Raw genomic sequence first — 16,324 nt, forward strand, 5'->3', positions numbered from 1 at the left:
AGACGCCGGGCCGGCGCGGGTGGCCGATAGGGTCGTTGCCATGCCGAACACCGCTCGTACGACGTCCGGCTGGGCACTCAAGCTCGCGGTCGTCACCGCACTCGTCGGCCTCGGCGGCGGTGTCGCCGGGATCGCCGTGTGGCTCGCCCTGCAGCTGATCCAGTTCGTCGCCTTCGGGTACGCCTTCGGTGGGCACCACGAGGCCGCCGACGTCCCCTCGGCGCTGACCCGGTTCGTCGCGATCACCTCGGCGGGCCTCCTCACGGCGTTCGCCTGGTGGGCGCTCCGTCGGTGGGGACGCCCGATCGTGTCGGTGCCAGCGGCGGTGGGCGGGAAGCGGATGCCCGCGCTCGCGACGCTGGCGAACGCCGGCGTCCAGATCCTCGCCGTCGGGCTCGGTGCCTCGATCGGCAAGGAAGTCGCACCGCGCGAGGTCGGTGCCTGGCTCGCCCAGGTCGTGACGGCCCGCGCCGGGCTGTCCGCGCGCGAGACCAAGATCCTCGTCGCCTGCGGTGCCGCCGCCGGCCTCGCCGCGGTCTACGACGTCCCGCTCGGCGGCGCGCTGTTCGCCGTCGAGGTCCTGCTCGGTGAACTCACGTTCGCGACCGCGCTGCCGGCTTTCGTCACGAGTGCCGTCGCGGCCGGTGTGGCACGCCTGGTGATCCCGGACGAGGTGCTCTACCACGTGCCCGCCACGCACCTCTCGCCGTCGCTGCTCGTCTGGGCGGTGGTGGTCGGCCCCGTGCTCGGGTTCGCGGGGGTGGGGTTCGTGAAGCTGACGAACCGGCTGCAGGGCATCGCGCCGAAGGGCTGGCACCTGCTCGTGCTGCTGCCGCTCGTGTTCGCGATGGTCGGGCTGATCGCCGTGCCCTTCCCGGAGATCCTCGGCAACGGTCGTGCCCTCGCGGTGACGGCGATGAACACCGGGCTCGACGACGGCACCGTGATCGGGATGGTGCCCATCGTGCTGCTGCTCGTCCTCGGCATCGTGCGGACCATCACCACGGCGGCGACGATCGGTGCCGGAGCGGTCGGTGGCACCCTGACGCCGTCGATCGCCATCGGTGCCGCGTTCGGCGGGTTCCTCGGCGGGGCGTGGGCGATGCTGTGGCCGGCCGACGGCCCGAGCCTGGTGTCGTTCGCGTTCATCGGCGCAGCGGCCTTCCTCGCCACCACGATGCGCGCGCCCTTCACGGCGCTGGTGCTCGTCGTCGAGTTCACCCAGCAGGGCACGGACATCCTGATCCCGTCGCTGCTCGCGGTCAGCGGTTCGGTCGCGGTCAGCTACGTGCTCGCCCGCCGGCGCAGCGCCCAGATGGTCTGAGCGGGTCGGTCGGCGGGACGTGACCCGGACGACCGGCCTAGCATCGGCTGCACGCGGCGGGGCACGGAGTCCCGCCTGACACGAGAGGCACCGACATGGCGGGGTTCGACGACATCACCAAGAAGGCTCAGGAGTTCCTCAAGGACGGCAAGGTCCAGGACGCCCTGAAGAGCGAGAAGGCCGAGGGCATCAGCGACAAGGTGCTCGAGGGCGTCGCCGACGCCGTGAAGAAGGCCACCGGCGGCAAGTACGACGACAAGATCGAGGGCGCGCGCGACACGGCGGACAAGCACCTCGGGAACGAGTGACCCCGCCCGTCGTCACGGACGGCCCCGGACCGCAGACGCGGACCGGGGCCGTCCTGCGTCGGGGCACCGATGCCGTGCTGCCGGGCGTCCGGCTGGACTCCTGGTGGAACAACGGGGACGATGGGTCGGTTGTCCCCGACGACAGCAGGAGGAACCAGCGCCGTGACGATCGAGGCACCAGACCAACCGCTCACCACCGACGAGGTCGAGCGGATCAAGGCCGACTTCCCGATCCTGCAGCAGGAGGTGAACGGCCACCCGCTCGCGTACCTCGACTCCGGCGCCACGGCCGAACGCCCGCGCCAGGTGCTCGACGCCGAACGGCGCTTCCTCGAGCACGACAACGCCGCCGTGCACCGGGGAGCGCACACCCTCGCCGCGCTGAGCACCGACGCGTACGAGGACGCCCGCGCCACCGTCGCCGGGTTCGTCAACGCGTCGAGCCCGAGCGAGGTCGTCTGGACCGCGAACGCGACGGACGCGCTCAACCTGGTGTCGTACGGCATCGCGAACGCCAGCCGCGGGCGCGGGGGAGTCGCCGCCGAGCGCTTCCGCATCGGCCCCGGCGACGAGGTCCTGGTCACCGAGGCCGAGCACCACGCCAACCTCGTGCCGTGGCAGGAGCTCGCCGCTGCCACCGGTGCGACCCTCCGCTTCGTGCCGGTCGACGACCACGGCTGCTGGAGCGCCGACGACGCGACCGCGCTGATCTCCGACCGCACCGCCGTCGTCGCCTTCGCCCACGTGTCGAACGTCACCGGCATGATCGCGCCGGTGGCCGAGGTCGTGGCCGCCGCACACGCCCACGGCGCCCTCGTCGTCCTCGACGCCTGCCAGTCGGCGCCGCACCGCCCCGTCGACGTGCAGCAGCTCGGGGTCGACTTCGCCGCGTTCTCCGGGCACAAGATGCTCGGCCCGAACGGCATCGGCGTGCTCTGGGGGCGCCAGGAGCTCCTCGACGCGCTGCCCCCGTTCCGCACCGGCGGCTCGATGATCACCACGGTGACGATGGAGCACACCGAGTTCATGCCGGCCCCCGAGCGCTTCGAGGCCGGCACCCAGCCCGTGTCCCAGGCCGTGGCGCTCGCCGAGGCCGTCCGCTACCTGCAGGGCATCGGCATGGAGCGCGTCCGCGTGCACGAGGAGCACCTCGCCGAGCGCATGCTCACGGGCCTGGCCGCCGTGCCCGGCATCTCCGTCGTCGGTCCCGCCGCCGGGGTCCCGCGCTCCGGCTTGGTGTCGTTCGACGTCGACGGGGTGCACGCGCACGACGTGGCGCAGTACCTCGACGCGCAGGGCATCGCCGTCCGCTCGGGTCACCACTGCGCCCAGCCGCTGCACCGGCGACTCGGCCTGACCGCCACCAGCCGCGCGAGCACCTACGTCTACACGACCGACCAGGACGTCGACCGCTTCGTGCAGGCGGTCAGCGAGATCCGCGCCTACTTCGGAGCCACCGCGTGAACAGCCTCGACAGCCTGTACCAGCAGGTCATCCTCGACCACGCCAAGGCCCGGCACGGCGACCGCGACCTGCCCGACGCCGACGCGTCGCACTTCGAGCGGAACCCGACCTGCGGCGACGAGATCACGGTCAGCGTCCGCCTCGAGCCCGGCACCGACCGCATCGCCGGGCTCGCCTGGCAGGGGGACGGCTGCTCGATCTCGATGGCCTCGGCGTCCGTGCTCACCGACATGGCCGTCGGCCGGACCGTGCCGGAGCTGCTCACGCTGACCGAGGCGTTCCGCACGATGATGCGGTCCCGCGGTGTCGGCGAGCCCGACGAGGACGTCCTCGAGGACCTCGTCGCCTTCCACGGCGTCTCGAAGTTCGTCATGCGCGTGAAGTGCGGGATGCTCGCCTGGGTGGCGGCGGAGGCCGCCGTGCGCGAGGCGAGCGCGGCCCGCTGACGCGACCCGGTGCCGGACAGGAGGCTCGTGGCGGCGCCGCCACGCGCCTCCCGTCCGGGGTGCAGGCTGGTGGCATGACCACCCCGAACCGCGCCCTCGTCCTCGTCGACGTCCAGCAGCAGTACTTCTCCGGCCCCCTCGAGATCCAGTACCCCGCCCACACCGACTCCCTGCCCCGGATCACGGCGGCCATCGACGCCGCGACCGAGGCCGGCGTCCCCGTCGTCGTCGTGCAGCACTCCGGGGGTGCCACCGCGCCGGTGTTCAACCCCACGACCCCCGAGTACGCGCTGCACCCCGACGTGCAGTCCCGCCGACAGGACGACTGGAAGCGGGTCACGAAGCAGTTCGGTTCGGTGTTCGCCGGCACCGACCTGCTCGCGTGGTTGCGGGAGCGGGACGTCGACACGATCACCCTGGTCGGCTACATGACGAACAACTGCATCATCGCGAGCGCGGCCGAGGCCGAGACCCACGCCATCGCGGTCGAGGTGCTCTCGGACGCCACGGGCGCGATCAGCATCGCGAACGCCGCGGGGCAGGCCGACGCGGAGACGGTCCACCGCACGCTCATGGCGGTGCTGCACTCCAACTTCGCCTCCGTCGCGACGACCGACCGCTGGGTCGCCGTGCTCGGGACGGATCAGCCCCTCGCCGGTGACGACCTGGTGACGTCGGCGCAGGCGGGGGCGGAGCGCTTCCCGGTCAGCTGACCGGGACCCGGTCGACCGCCGCCAGGACCGTCGCCACCTCGGTGCGTTCGGTGTAGTCGACCTTGACGTCGACGAACCGCACGACGCCCGCTGCGTCGACCACGACGACCGAGGGGAACGGGATCTGCGCGGTGTGGTCCGCGTTGCTGTCCGCGACGTCGAAGCCGAGTTCGGTGTGCGCCGCTCGTGCCTCGGCGCTCGGTGCGGTCACGATCCCGAGGCGTCCCGCGAGGGCGTTCTCGGGGTCGGACAGTACGGGGAACTCGAGCGCCCCGTTCGCGACGGCCTGCTCCGAGCCCTCGGGGGTCTGCGGCGAGACGGCGATGAGGCGCGTCCCCCGAGCCAGGAGCTCGGGGAGCAGCTCCTGCTGGTACGTGCGGAGCGTGAGGTTGCAGTACGGGCACCAGGCGCCCCGGTAGAAGACCACGACGGCCGGTGCTCCGCCGAGTTCGCTGACGAGGGTGGTGGCCGCGCCGGTCGGCGTGAGGAGGTCGGCGTCGGGGACCTGGTCGCCGACGCCCACGACGGACGACGGCACGCCCGCCGATCGGAGCGCGGACTGCTCCGCGTCGAACACGGCAGACAGGTCCGGGCCGATCTGTGCGGTGAAGCCGTCGTTGAAGGTGTCGACCTGGTCGGCGATGGACGGTCCTGGCATGCCGGTCCTCCTGGGTTCGGGATCGACGATGGCCGCCGATGAACGGGAGCCTAGGCACGCGGTGGGGCGGCCGTCGCGGCGCGTGTCACCGGGCGTCACGGAGCGCCGTGCGTGCGTGTGCTGGGGTGCGGTGGGGTGCGCGGTTTCGTGTGTGCTCATGCGGACTTGCGAGCGAGACGCCGGCGTGTCACTTCGAGACGCCGGTGTCGCGCGAGCCGTGCGGGCCTTGCCCGGGAGACGCCGGTGTCTTGGCGAGACGCCTCGAGGTGCTCGAGACGCCGCAGGAAATGGCGGTGTCTCGCGTGCGATGGGGTGTTTCGCGATGACGCCGGTGTGTCACTTCGAGACGCCGGTGTCTCGCGAGCCGTGTGGGCCTTGCCCGGGAGACGCCGGTGTCTTGGCGAGACGCCTCGAGGTGCTCGAGACGCCGCAGGAAACGGCGGTGTCTCGCGTGCGATGGGGTGTCCCGCGCTGACGCCGGTGTGTCACTTCGAGACGCCGGTGTCTCGCGAGCCGTGCCGGCCCTGCCCGCGAGACGCCGGTGTCTCGGGACGGGCAGCGCCCGGACGCCCGGACCTCAGCACGGAGCCCTCGGCTACGGGCGGTACTCGTCCCGCCGCTGGTGGTACAGCGCCCGCTGGGACTCCAGGTCGTGGGTGTGCGCGCCACCCATGGCCCCGATGGTCTTCGCTGCGGACACCAGCGCGGCCGCGACGGCCCTGGCGATGACGATGAGGATGTGCATGACGCCTCCTGTTGCCCGGAACGTACCAGGGGCGGACGGCATCCGTGCTGTGCCGGTGGAGCGGGGTCAGGTCCTCCGCCCCACCGGCTCGCGCACACCGTCCTGCTAGGTCAGAGCGGGTGCGGACCACACGGTGCCCGAGCGAGAGGGGGGAACGCGCTCGGGCACCGCGGGTTCTAGCGGCCTCGTCGGAGCGCTGCGGAGCGCACCGAGAGCCAGATCGAGAGTCCGTACACGACGAAGGCGAGCACGACGTGCCACGGGGTGACCCAGTCCCAGCCGAGCGTGGTGATGCAGTGGCCGAGCAGCCACTGCACGACGGCGAGGACGAACAGGGCCGCAGCGCCCACCACGACGCCCCGGGCCTCACGCAGGCGGAGGGCACCGACGACCGCGGCGGCGAGCGCGAACACCATGATCGGGTAGGCGATGAGCCCGTGCGCGTCCGTCCAGACCTCCTTCGCCCCCTGGGACAGTCCGTCGGAGATGAACTCCCCAGCGGTGAGCGACTGCAGGAACACGAACAGGACGGTCAGCCCCACGAGGGCCGCGAAGGCGCGACGAGGTCCGGCGGCGACTCCGACGTCGCGGCGGACGGCGGCCCGGGGAGGGGGAACGGTCATGGGGCAGACGGTAACCCCGCAGAGCACGACCGGCCGGGGTGGCATCGTTCGAAGGTTCACACGAACGCCGGGGCACGATGCTGGTTGGCTGAACCGATGCCCCGACCCGAACCGTCCCCCGCGAGTCGTCCGACGCAGGGCTGGGTGGCCTGACCGTGGCGGCGATCCTGGTGGTCGAGGACGACCCGGAGATGGGCGCCCTCGTCGAGCGTGGCCTGACGATCGAGGGGCACACGGTGACCCTCGTGTCCGACGGCGCTGCAGCGCTCCGGCAGGGCGGGACGGGGTTCTTCGACGCCGCCGCGATCGACGTGATGCTGCCGGACATGACCGGGTTCGAGGTCTGTCGCCGGCTCCGCGAGGCGGGACAGGACCTGCCCGTGATCCTCGTGACCGCGAGGGACGCCGTCGACGACCGGGTGTTCGGCCTGGACTCCGGCGCGGACGACTACCTGACCAAGCCCTTCGCCATCGCGGAGCTGAACGCGCGGATCCGGGCCCAGCTCCGGCGGCGTGCTGCCGGGTCCGCCACGGTCGTGCAGGCCGGCGTCGTCCGGCTCGACGTCGTGGCGGTCCGGGCCTCCGTCCGCGGCCGGGACCTGCCGCTCAGCGTGAAGGAGTTCTCCCTGCTGCGGTTCCTCATCCAGGGCTCGCCGCAGCCCCGGTCGCGCGCCGAGGTCCTCGAGGAGGTCTGGGGGAGCGCCGAGCACTTCGACCCGACGATCGTCGACCAGTACGTCAGCTACGTGCGGAAGAAGCTCCAGGCCTCCGGCGCGGACCTCGTCATCCGCACGGTCCGTGGCGTCGGGTACGCGCTCGACGTCGAGGCCACCTCGTGACGCCCTTCCGGTGGCTGTCGATCCGGGCGCGGATCACGCTCGGCAGCGTCGTGATCGGCGCGGTCGTCCTGAGCGGGGTCGCCTTCGTCCTGCACGAGCAGATCGAACACGCGACGCTCGAGGCGGACCGCTCGCTCGCCGCCGGGGACGCCGCGGCCTTCGTCGCCGACCTGCGCCAGGACCCGGAGGAGCCGCCGGACGTCCCCGCCGCGGACGTCCTGGTCGGCATCAGGACCGACGGTGGGCACTGGATCACCGACTCCCTGCCCGAGGACCTGCGGCCCGTGCTGCCACCGGGCATCCCGGACCACACGGTCACCCTGCGGCTGCACACGGAGCGCCGGGTGGCGACGGTCATCGGCACGCCGGTGACGAACGACCGCGGGACGTACGTCGTCTGGGCAGCCCATGACGGTCGGGCCGGCGAGGAGACGGTCGACAGTGTCGACCGGTCCCTGGTGATCGGCGCGCTGTTGGCGCTCGCCGCCTTCGCGGGGACGGCGTGGCTGCTGACGACGCTCGCGCTGCGGCCGGTGTCGCGGATGCGCCGCACCGCGGAGCTGCTCAGCACCGGCGCCGTCGGCGGTCACCTGCCGATCGGGTCGTCCCAGGACGAGGTGGCCGAGCTCGCGCGCACCCTGAACGCCTTCATCGACCGGCAGCGGGAGAACACTGAGCGCGAGCACCGGATGATCGCCGACGCGAGCCATGAGCTCCGGACACCGCTCGCGGCCCTCACCGCGCGGCTCGAGCTCGCGCACCGGGCCTCCGGCGACGCCGACGCGCTGGAGCGCGAACTCGATGCGGCGGAGGTCGACGCCGGTCGGCTCGTCGCCCTGGCGAACACGATGCTCGAACTCAGTCGGCTCGACGAGCGTGGCAGACCTCCGGAGACACCCGCCGCCGACCTGGTGACGGAGCTGATGGGGTCCGTCGACCGGATGCGCACGCTCGCCGGTCGCGGCGCGGACATCGACTTCGTGGTGGAGGTCCCGGCGCTCGGCACGCGGTACCCGGTCGGACCGGCCGCGTTCGCCCGCGTGGTCGACAACCTCGTCGCCAACGCGGTCGCGGCGGGTGACGGCCGCGTCGTCGTGCGGATCACGCTCCTGCAGGACGACGCGCACGACCTGGTACTGCGGGTCGTCGACGACGGCCCCGGCGTCGCGGAGACGTTCCTCCCGCGGGCCTTCGACCGGTTCACCCGCGCCGACCCGGCCAGGCGGTCCGGGCTGGGCGGCAGCGGGCTCGGCCTGGCCCTGGTCCGCGCGACGGCGGAGCGGGGCGGCGGGTCCGCCCGGCTCACGAACCGGCCCACCGGAGGCGCGCAGGCGGAGGTCCGGTTCCCCAGGCGGTGAGCAGCGGACGGGAGGCTCGTGGCGGGCCCGCCACGAGCCTCCCGCCCGGCGTCACGGGACCGTGAGGACGACGCGACCGGAGCGACCGCCGTCGACGTCGTCGTGTGCGCGGGCGACGTCGTCGAGGGGGAGGACCTCGCCGATGCGGATGCTGAGGGCCCCGGCGGCGACCGCGGCGACGAGGTCCTCCATGGCCGTGCGCTTGACGTCGGCGGGGAAGTCGTCGCTGCCGAGGAACCGGACCGTCACGTTCGCGAACAGGAGCGGCGGGAACGGCAACGAGACGCGGTCACCCCGGGCGAAGTACGTCGCGATGACCCCGTCGTTCGCGATGACGGCGGCGTCCAGGTCGGCGTTCGCGTCGAGGGCGACCTCGACGATCCGGTCCACGCCCTGCGGTGCGAGCAGCCGAACGGCGGCGGCCGGGTCGTCGTCGAGGGCGACCGTGTGGGCGACCGTCGGCAGGTCGGGGCTGCCGAGGTCGGAGGTCCGTCGGACCGTGCCGATCACGGTGGCGCCGCGCCAGGTGGCGAGCTGCGCGGCGATGCTGCTCACGCCGCCGCGGATGCCGTGCACGAGGACGACCTTCCCCGCGACGTCGCCGTCGCCGAACACCGCCCGGTGTGCGGTGATGCCGGGGATGCCGAGTGATGCTCCGACGTCGTCGGAGACGGCGTCCGGCAGCGGCACGACGAGTGCCCGGGGGACGACGACGTACTCGGCGGCCGTGCCGGACGGGCGGTACGACTGCGCGCCGTACACGGCCACGCGCTGCCCGACCAGGGCCGGGTCGACGTCGGGTCCGCACGCGTCGACGACGCCGGCGCCGTCGCTGTGGGGGATGACCAGCGGGTACGGCATCGCCGAGCCGAGCCAGCCCTCGCGCTTCTTGGTGTCGCCGGGGTTCACACCCGAGCGGCTGACCCGGACTCGGACCTCTCCTGGGCCGGGCGTCGGTGTGGGGCGCTCGCCCACCTGGAGCACCTCCGCTGCCAGACCCTGCCGGTCGTACCACGCTGCGCGCATCCGCTGCTCCTGTCGTCGTCCGGTCCGAGCGTGCCACGCTCGGGACATGGGCGCTCGGGACGGGACGGGCGGTGGGGGGACGCACGACCGGGGTCGGATCGGTGCGATCATGCTGTCGTGTCGACCGAACCCGTCCCCACCGTCCTGTTCGTCTGCGTCCACAACGCCGGACGTTCCCAGATGGCCGCCGCGTACCTGCAGCACCTCGCCGGTGACCGGATCGCCGTGCGGAGCGCCGGGTCCGAGCCGGCTGACCAGCTGAACCCCGTCGTGGTGCAGGCCATGCTCGAGGAGGGCATCGACATCCGCGACGAACAGCCGGCGCTGCTCAGCACCGACGCGGTCGCCGCCGCGGACGTCGTGGTGACGATGGGGTGCGGCGACGCCTGCCCGGTGTTCCCCGGGAAGCGCTACGAGGACTGGGAGCTGACCGACCCGGCGGGGCTCGACCTCGACGCGGTCCGCCCGATCCGTGACGACATCCGGGACCGTGTCCGGGTGCTGATCTCCGAGACCGTCTGAGGCGGGGGCCGCGTCGGGCAGCTGCTCAGCCGGCGGCCCCGACTGCCCCGACTGCTCCGAGCACGCCGGTGTGCTCGAGCACGATCTGCACGCCGATGAGGATCAGGATCACGCCACCGACGATCTCGGCCGGCCGCCCGAACCGCGCGCCGACGCGACGCCCGACGACCACGCCGACGAAGGACAGCACGGCGGTCGTGATGCCGATGAGCAGCACCGCCCAGCCGATCGAGACCGGCAGGAACGCGAGCGTCACCCCGACCGCGAGGGCGTCGATGCTCGTCGCCAGGGACAGCACGAGCAGCTCACGCACCTGCAGACGGTCGGTGTCCTCCGCGTCGTCCTGCCCGCCGCGGACGGCCTCCCACAGCATCTTGCCGCCGATGAGCGCGAGCAACCCGAACGCCACCCAGTGGTCGACGCCGGCGATGTACTGCGCGAACGTGGTGCCGAGCAGCCAGCCGATGAGCGGCATGACCGCCTGGAAGACGCCGAACGCGACGGCGATGACGACCGCGTGCCGGGCGTTGAACCGCTTCATGTGCAGGCCCTTGCCGAGCGCGACGGCGAAGGCGTCGGCGGAGACGCCGAGCGCGATGAGGAACAGGGCCCAGAACGACATGGGGAACACCTTCCGAGACGGGCGGGAGGAGACACCGGCGTCTCGGGACGCAACGATCCTGCCATCCGGATGACGGGCCTCCGACCGGAAAAGGCCTGATCAGCGGGATTCGTCGCGACGAATTCGTGGCGGAGGCGACCCGAGCCTCCCGTCATCCTTCGTCACCTTCGGTGCCGGACGCGGGGAGCGGTCGTAGCGTCGCGCTCGTGACGGACACGACGAACCCCACCCGGCAGATCCGCTTCAACGCGTTCGACATGAACTGCGTCGCCCACCAGTCCTCCGGGCTGTGGCGCCACCCGCGCGACCGCTCCCGGGACTACCGCGACCTGACGTACTGGACGGACCTGGCGAAGACGCTGGAGCGCGGGGCGTTCGACGGGATCTTCATCGCCGACGTCCTCGGCACGTACGACGTGTACGGCGGGTCGAACGAGGCCGCGCTCCGCACCGGGTCGCAGGTGCCCGTGAACGACCCCGTCCTGCTCGTGTCCGCGATGGCGTCGGTGACCGAGCACCTCGGGTTCGGCATCACCGCCGGGACGGCCTACGAGCACCCGTACCCCTTCGCGCGGCGGGTCTCGACGCTCGACCACCTGACCAAGGGCCGCGTCGGCTGGAACGTCGTCACCGGCTACCTGCCGAGCGCCGCGCGGAACATGGGGCAGACCGACCAGCTGAGCCACGACGACCGGTACGACGTGGCCGACGAGTACCTCGAGGTGCTCTACAAGCTGTGGGAGGGCTCGTGGGAGGACGACGCCGTGGTCGCGGACCGCGAGACCGGCGTGTTCACCGACCCGTCGAAGGTGCACCCGATCGAGCACCACGGCGAGCACTTCGACGTGCCGGGCATCCACCTGTCCGAGCCGTCGGTCCAGCGCACGCCGGTGATCTACCAGGCCGGTGCCTCGCCGCGGGGGATCGCGTTCGCCGCCGAGAACGCCGAGGCGGTCTTCGTCGGGGCGCCCACCCTGCCCCAGCTCACCGCGACGGTGACGAAGATCCGGGACGCCCTCGAAGCTGCCGGGCGGGACCGGTACGCGGCGAAGGTCTACACGCTGCTGACGGTGATCACGGACGCCACCGACGAGCTCGCGCAGGCGAAGTACGAGGACTACCTGTCCTACGCGTCCGAGCTCGGCGCACTCGTGCTGAACTCCGGCTGGATGGGCGTCGACCTGTCGCAGTGGGACCTCGACGAGCCCCTCGGCCAGGTCGACTCGAACGCGATCCAGTCCGCGGCGGCGAACATCTCCGCGGCGACGGGCTCGGACGGAGCGACGTGGACCATCCGCGACCTCGCACGGCACACCGCGATCGGTGGGCTCGGCCCGGTGGCCGTCGGCGGCGGGGCGACGATCGCCACGCAGCTGCAGGAGATCCAGGAACAGACGGACGTCGACGGGTTCAACCTCGCCTACGCCGTGACGCCGGGCACGTGGGAGGACGTCATCGAGTTCGTCGTGCCCGAGCTCCGCGCCCGGGGCGCCTACCCCGACGCGTACGTCGAGGGCTCGCTGCGCCACAAGCTGCACGGACGCGGCGACCGCCTGCCCGACGAGCACCGCGGCGCGGGGTTCCGGGTGCGCAGCGGGGCGGCCGTAGGCTGACCGGGTGATCGAGTCGTCCGTGGTCGTGCGTGCAGCCACCCCGGACGAGGACCCCGCCTGCGTCGACGTCTGGACCGCCGCCGTCGCTGCCCGGGACGGCGTGCCCGAGGACTCCGCCGTGCGGGTCCGCGCCGAGGCGAAGTTCGCAGTCCCACGGGTGGCGTGCCTGGTGGCGTCAGCGGGGGCATCGGCTCCGTTCGACGGGTTCGTGCTCGTCACGGAGCCCGGCACCGGACGGCCGACGGACCCGGCCGACGCCGCCTACCTCTCGCTCCTGGCCGTCCGGCCCGACCTGCAGGCCCGCGGGGTCGGCCGCGCGCTCCTCGTCGCGGCCGTCGAGGCGGCGGGCGCCGCCGGGCACCCCGCGGTCGTCCTGCACGCGCTCGACGACAACCTCCCGGCCCTGCGGCTCTACGAGGCGGCCGGCTTCCGTCCCACCGGCGTCACCTTCCCGCACGCGCTGACCGGGAGGCGCACCGCGACCTACGTCGTCGGCATGCCCTGGGCGCCGGGCGCGTGAGCAGGGCCCCCCGCCGCCGGCACTGACGTCGTCGTCTGACCCGGGTCGGGGTCCTCGGTCGTCGGCCTGGGATGCGCGGTGAGGCGTGCGTTCGCGGCTGCGGCCGCCGCGGTCATCCGCGCGAGGAACGCGATGGCGATCCGGGTCTCCGCGGGGTCGGTGCCCTGCACGGTCTCCGCGATCTCCGACCCGGCGAAGCCGAGGAAGCGGGCGCTCTCGGCTCGTGCCGCGTCCGTGGGGCGGAGGGCGACTCGGCGGCGGTCGGTGCTCTCCCGGTGACGGGCGACGTGCCCGGCTGCCTCGAGTCGGTCGATCAGGATCGAGGTCGCTCCCGACGTCATGCCGATGAGCCGGGCGAGCCGCGCCGGCGACAGGGGATCGCCGCCCTGCTCCGCCCAGACGATCTGCCCGAGCGCGTTCGCGTCCGAGACGGGCAGGTCCATCCACGTGGACAGGTGCCGGTTCAGCTCGTCGAAGGTCACCGCCCAGTCGCGGAGTCGGTGCATCACCGTGACCTGGTCGTCGTCCCAGTCGACGGCAAGGGGATCGAGTCCGGGCATCCAGGTTCCTTTGCTGTGTAGTGTCTTTACTGTAAAGCATGACGGGCGGCGCAGACAGCGTTGCGCCCGTCCCGCACAGAGGAGCAGCGCATGACCGCACGACACGCAGTGATCTCCGGAGCCAGCATCGCAGGCCTCTCGGCCGCCTGGTGGCTCCGTCACACCGGATGGGAGGTCACCGTCGTCGAGCGCGCCCCCGCCTTCCGTGACGGTGGGCAGAACGTCGACGTCCGCGGCGTCGCCCGCGAGGTGCTCGACCGGATGGGTCTCGTCGACGCGATCCGGGCGGTGAACACCACGGAGACGGGCACCGTGCTCGTGGACCGCGACGGTCGCGTCACCACCGAGCTGCCGTCGGACGGTCCGGACGGGGCCACCGCCGAGCTCGAGGTGCTCCGCGGGGACTTCGCGCGCGTGGTCCTCGACGACCTCCCCGACGGTGTGCAGTTCGTCTACGGCGAGACGATCCAGGACGTCGAGGACGGCGACGCCAGCGTGGTGTCGGACCGCGTGACGATCACGACCAGTGCCGGCCGTGTCCTGCACGCCGACCTGCTCGTCATCGCCGAGGGTGTGCGCTCGCGGACGCGTGACCGCGTCTTCACGGGGGACGGCGACGTGGACGAGCGTGACCTCGGCGTCACGATGGTGTTCGGGACGATCCCGCGCATCCCCTCCGACGACGACCGCTGGCGCTGGTACACGGCGGTCGGCGGTCGCCAGGTGCACCTGCGCCCCGACCCGTACGGCACCACCCGCGCGATCCTCGCCCACGCCGGTGTCGACGACCTCGTCGGGCTCGACCGCGCGGCGATGCTCACGAAGCTGCGGGACCGGTACGCCGACGCGGGCTGGCAGACCGAGCGCGTGCTCGACGGGTTCGCGGGCTCGGACGACGTGTACCTCGACGAGCTCACCCAGATCCGGATGCCGCACTGGCAGCGTGGCCGCGTCTGCGTGATCGGCGACGCTGCCTGGTGCGTCACGCCGATGGGTGGGGGCGGTGCGTCGCTCGCGCTCACGAGCGGCTACGTGCTCGCCGCGTCGCTGCAGGCGGTGGACCGCGGGGACGCGCTCACCCAGGGCGACCTCGACGCGGCGTTCGTGTCCTTCGACGACTGGCTCCGGCCGTTGGTCGACCAGATCCAGGGCATCCCGAAGGGCATCGTGCACTTCGCCTACCCGCAGACCCGGCTGGGTCTGGCTGCCCGACGGGTCGCGGACAAGGTCCTGATGTCGAAGCTGTTGGCCCCGGTCGCGGCGAAGATGACCCGCGTGGCCGACTCCGACCGCCCCCTGCCGGAGCTGACCGTCGTCCAGTCCTGATCCTGCGGATCCTGCGGGTCGTGTGGGTCGTGTAGGTCGAGCAGCCTGGGCGACGGGAGCCGCGCCGCCTCCTGACGGATCTGGTTCCCGAACCCCGGGGTTCGCGGACCGGATCCGTCGCGGCCCGGAATCAGATCGTGTTCTCCGTGTTCTCCGTGCTCACCGCGACGCCCACGAAGTCCGCACGACGCGTCAGATCGCGAAGGCGATCCTGTCCGTCTCCGACACCGGCGCCCACTTGGGCCGCGGCGCGTGCGCGAGGTACGGCTGCGGGGTCGGATAGCTCACGATCTCGAGCGTCGACCCCCACGGGGTGCGGGTGTACACGAACCGGTTGCCGGCGCCCGCCTCGGGACCGCGCAGGTCGCGCGGGTCGGAGTTGCGTCGCCCACCGGCGGCCTCCACCTTGGCGAGGGTCGCGTCGAGGTCGTCCGCGTACACGGCGAGGTGCTGCCAGCCGAGGTCGGACGGATGGGCGGGGTCGCGCTGGTCCGGGCCCAGGTACTCGAACAGCTCGAGCCCGGGACCCTCGGGGAGCGCGAGCATGCGGATCGCTCCCTGCGCCATGGAGGACGGCATGCCGAGGTACCGATGCGCCTCGGGCGTGCCGTTCGGTGCCTCGTCGCGGAGCCTGATGTCGTACAGGACGACGGCGTCGAGCGCCGCCATGAAGAACATCGTGGCTGCGTCGATGCACGGCACCGTGACGCCCACGTGGTCGATCCTGATTCCCCTGGTCATTCGTGATTTCTAGCAGCGGATCGGGACCACCCGTCCGGCTGGACGGGAGCGATGCGTCATCGCTGCGGCAACCCGCATGAGACTGCCAGGATGCACAGCATCGCGGTCCCCCATCGTGGTCGGACGTCCAGTTCCGACGGGCCGGTCACGCCGTCGGAGCCACCGGCGTCCAGGCGGGGAACGTCGCCGACCGGCCGTCGCCGGAGGACCGTCGGGTCACCCGTCGCCCCACCCAGGGCAGGACGTGCTGGCGGTAGTACCGGAGCTCCTCGGACACCCGGGTCCGTGCGGCTCCGGGCGGTGTCGGGACGACCGGCGCTGGCCCGTCGGCGATCGCGTGCAATGCCAGGTCAGCGACCCGCTGGTGCCCGGTCGCGTTCATGTGCAGACGGTCGTCGGACCAGAACTCCGCACGGCCGAGGTGGGCGTCGCGGGAGACGTCCACGAACGGCAGGTCGAGGCGCTCCGCGAGCTTGCCGAGGGCGTCGGCCCAGGCGTCCCCGCGGTGGTTGATCAGGCTGCCCAGGGGCATCCGCGCGCTCGGGTCAGCCGGGCTCAGCAGGGCGAACCGGATGCCGCGGGCGAGGACGCGGTCGATCTCCCGCTCGAGTCGTCCGGCCAGCGCGGCGGGGTCGAAGCGCGGACGGAGCAGGTCGTTCCCGCCGGCGCAGAAGGTGACGAGCGTGGGCGCGGGGTCGAGGGCCAGTGCCGCGTCGAGCTGCCCGTCGAGGACGCCGGCGAGCAGGCGGCCGCGGACCGCGAGGTTGGCGTACTGCATCTCCGCGCCGGTCTGGGCGGCGAGTCCGCTCGCGAGGCGTCCCGTCCACCCAGGGAGGGGCACGGGGCCCGTGTCGCCGATGCCCTCGGAGAAGCTGTCGCCGATCGCGACGTACCGGATGCTCTGGTCCATGACCCC

Annotated in this window: 19 protein-coding genes; 11 read left to right on the forward strand and 8 right to left on the reverse strand. The window is 72.6% G+C overall.

The window, feature by feature from the left end:
* Positions 1-40 precede the first annotated feature (40 nt).
* The 5 genes from OXR63_RS07450 to OXR63_RS07470 all read left to right on the forward strand — a co-directional run bounded on the left by OXR63_RS07450 (position 41) and on the right by OXR63_RS07470 (position 4,255).
* The gene (locus tag OXR63_RS07450) at positions 41-1,324 is read left to right on the forward strand and encodes a chloride channel protein (RefSeq protein WP_267421498.1); all 1,284 of its coding nucleotides are present in this window, start codon (positions 41-43) and stop codon (positions 1,322-1,324) included.
* Positions 1,325-1,419: 95 nt separating this feature from the next.
* Complete coding sequence (locus tag OXR63_RS07455; protein WP_267421499.1) at positions 1,420-1,632, forward strand: Rv0909 family putative TA system antitoxin; 213 nt, start codon at positions 1,420-1,422, stop codon at positions 1,630-1,632.
* A gap of 120 nt (positions 1,633-1,752) precedes the next feature.
* Positions 1,753-3,096, forward strand: coding sequence for a SufS family cysteine desulfurase (locus OXR63_RS07460; protein ID WP_374116089.1), 1,344 nt, complete (start codon positions 1,753-1,755; stop codon positions 3,094-3,096).
* A complete protein-coding gene (gene sufU / locus OXR63_RS07465) occupies positions 3,093-3,542 on the forward strand; it encodes a Fe-S cluster assembly sulfur transfer protein SufU (RefSeq protein WP_267421503.1) in 450 nt (149 codons plus the stop codon). Before OXR63_RS07460 ends, sufU begins: the two co-directional genes overlap by 4 nt.
* Before the next feature lie 74 nt (positions 3,543-3,616).
* Positions 3,617-4,255 carry an isochorismatase family protein gene (locus OXR63_RS07470; RefSeq protein ID WP_267421506.1) on the forward strand — a complete coding sequence of 213 codons (639 nt, stop codon included), beginning with the start codon at positions 3,617-3,619 and terminating at the stop codon, positions 4,253-4,255.
* On the opposite strand, the gene OXR63_RS07475 is transcribed toward OXR63_RS07470, so the two are convergent.
* The 3 genes from OXR63_RS07475 to OXR63_RS07485 all read right to left on the reverse strand — a co-directional run bounded on the left by OXR63_RS07475 (position 4,248) and on the right by OXR63_RS07485 (position 6,281).
* Positions 4,248-4,913 carry a peroxiredoxin-like family protein gene (locus OXR63_RS07475; protein WP_267421509.1) on the reverse strand — a complete coding sequence of 222 codons (666 nt, stop codon included), beginning with the start codon at positions 4,911-4,913 and terminating at the stop codon, positions 4,248-4,250. The two genes, OXR63_RS07470 and OXR63_RS07475, sit on opposite strands and share 8 nt — an antisense overlap.
* A 595-nt stretch (positions 4,914-5,508) precedes the next feature.
* On the reverse strand, positions 5,509-5,658 hold the full coding sequence (locus tag OXR63_RS07480; RefSeq protein ID WP_267421512.1) for a hypothetical protein: 150 nt from the start codon (positions 5,656-5,658) through the stop codon (positions 5,509-5,511).
* Positions 5,659-5,834: 176 nt separating this feature from the next.
* Positions 5,835-6,281, reverse strand: a complete 447-nt coding sequence (locus tag OXR63_RS07485; protein WP_267421514.1) for a hypothetical protein — start codon at positions 6,279-6,281, stop codon at positions 5,835-5,837.
* A gap of 155 nt (positions 6,282-6,436) precedes the next feature.
* Between OXR63_RS07485 and OXR63_RS07490 the strand changes: the two genes are divergently transcribed.
* Positions 6,437-7,120, forward strand: coding sequence for a response regulator transcription factor (locus OXR63_RS07490; RefSeq protein ID WP_267421517.1), 684 nt, complete (start codon positions 6,437-6,439; stop codon positions 7,118-7,120).
* Positions 7,117-8,478 carry a sensor histidine kinase gene (locus OXR63_RS18375; RefSeq protein WP_267421519.1) on the forward strand — a complete coding sequence of 454 codons (1,362 nt, stop codon included), beginning with the start codon at positions 7,117-7,119 and terminating at the stop codon, positions 8,476-8,478. Before OXR63_RS07490 ends, OXR63_RS18375 begins: the two co-directional genes overlap by 4 nt.
* Positions 8,479-8,529: 51 nt before the next feature.
* Here OXR63_RS18375 and OXR63_RS07500 read toward each other — a convergent pair whose 3' ends face one another.
* Positions 8,530-9,504 (reverse strand): NADPH:quinone reductase, encoded by a 975-nt coding sequence (locus tag OXR63_RS07500; protein ID WP_267421521.1) that lies wholly within the window; start codon positions 9,502-9,504, stop codon positions 8,530-8,532.
* Between the two features lie 117 nt (positions 9,505-9,621).
* On the opposite strand from OXR63_RS07500, the gene OXR63_RS07505 reads away from it, so the two are divergent.
* Positions 9,622-10,026 carry an arsenate reductase ArsC gene (locus tag OXR63_RS07505; protein WP_267421523.1) on the forward strand — a complete coding sequence of 135 codons (405 nt, stop codon included), beginning with the start codon at positions 9,622-9,624 and terminating at the stop codon, positions 10,024-10,026.
* Between the two features lie 25 nt (positions 10,027-10,051).
* Here OXR63_RS07505 and OXR63_RS07510 read toward each other — a convergent pair whose 3' ends face one another.
* Positions 10,052-10,648, reverse strand: coding sequence for a manganese efflux pump MntP (locus OXR63_RS07510; protein WP_267421525.1), 597 nt, complete (start codon positions 10,646-10,648; stop codon positions 10,052-10,054).
* A 206-nt stretch (positions 10,649-10,854) separates the two neighbouring features.
* Here OXR63_RS07510 and OXR63_RS07515 point away from each other — a divergent pair, with 206 nt between their 5' ends.
* Positions 10,855-12,261, forward strand: a complete 1,407-nt coding sequence (locus tag OXR63_RS07515; protein ID WP_267421527.1) for an LLM class flavin-dependent oxidoreductase — start codon at positions 10,855-10,857, stop codon at positions 12,259-12,261.
* 4 nt (positions 12,262-12,265) lie between these two features.
* Complete coding sequence (locus OXR63_RS07520) at positions 12,266-12,781, forward strand: GNAT family N-acetyltransferase (protein WP_267421530.1); 516 nt, start codon at positions 12,266-12,268, stop codon at positions 12,779-12,781.
* On the opposite strand, the gene OXR63_RS07525 is transcribed toward OXR63_RS07520, so the two are convergent.
* Positions 12,745-13,341, reverse strand: coding sequence for a MarR family winged helix-turn-helix transcriptional regulator (locus tag OXR63_RS07525; protein ID WP_267421533.1), 597 nt, complete (start codon positions 13,339-13,341; stop codon positions 12,745-12,747). The genes OXR63_RS07520 and OXR63_RS07525 overlap by 37 nt on opposite strands.
* Positions 13,342-13,431: 90 nt before the next feature.
* On the opposite strand from OXR63_RS07525, the gene OXR63_RS07530 reads away from it, so the two are divergent.
* Entirely contained in the window at positions 13,432-14,667 is a 1,236-nt protein-coding gene (locus OXR63_RS07530) for an FAD-dependent monooxygenase (RefSeq protein ID WP_267421535.1), read from the forward strand.
* Positions 14,668-14,859: 192 nt separating this feature from the next.
* Here OXR63_RS07530 and OXR63_RS07535 read toward each other — a convergent pair whose 3' ends face one another.
* Together OXR63_RS07535 and OXR63_RS07540 are read right to left on the reverse strand one after the other, a co-directional pair.
* Entirely contained in the window at positions 14,860-15,408 is a 549-nt protein-coding gene (locus tag OXR63_RS07535) for a VOC family protein (protein ID WP_267421536.1), read from the reverse strand.
* A gap of 145 nt (positions 15,409-15,553) precedes the next feature.
* Positions 15,554-16,318, reverse strand: coding sequence for an SGNH/GDSL hydrolase family protein (locus OXR63_RS07540; RefSeq protein ID WP_267421537.1), 765 nt, complete (start codon positions 16,316-16,318; stop codon positions 15,554-15,556).
* Between the last annotated feature and the right edge of the window lie 6 nt (positions 16,319-16,324).

Origin of the sequence: Curtobacterium sp. GC_Cur_3 (genome assembly GCF_026544205.1) — a bacterium.
Taxonomy (GTDB): Bacteria; Actinomycetota; Actinomycetes; order Actinomycetales; family Microbacteriaceae; genus Curtobacterium.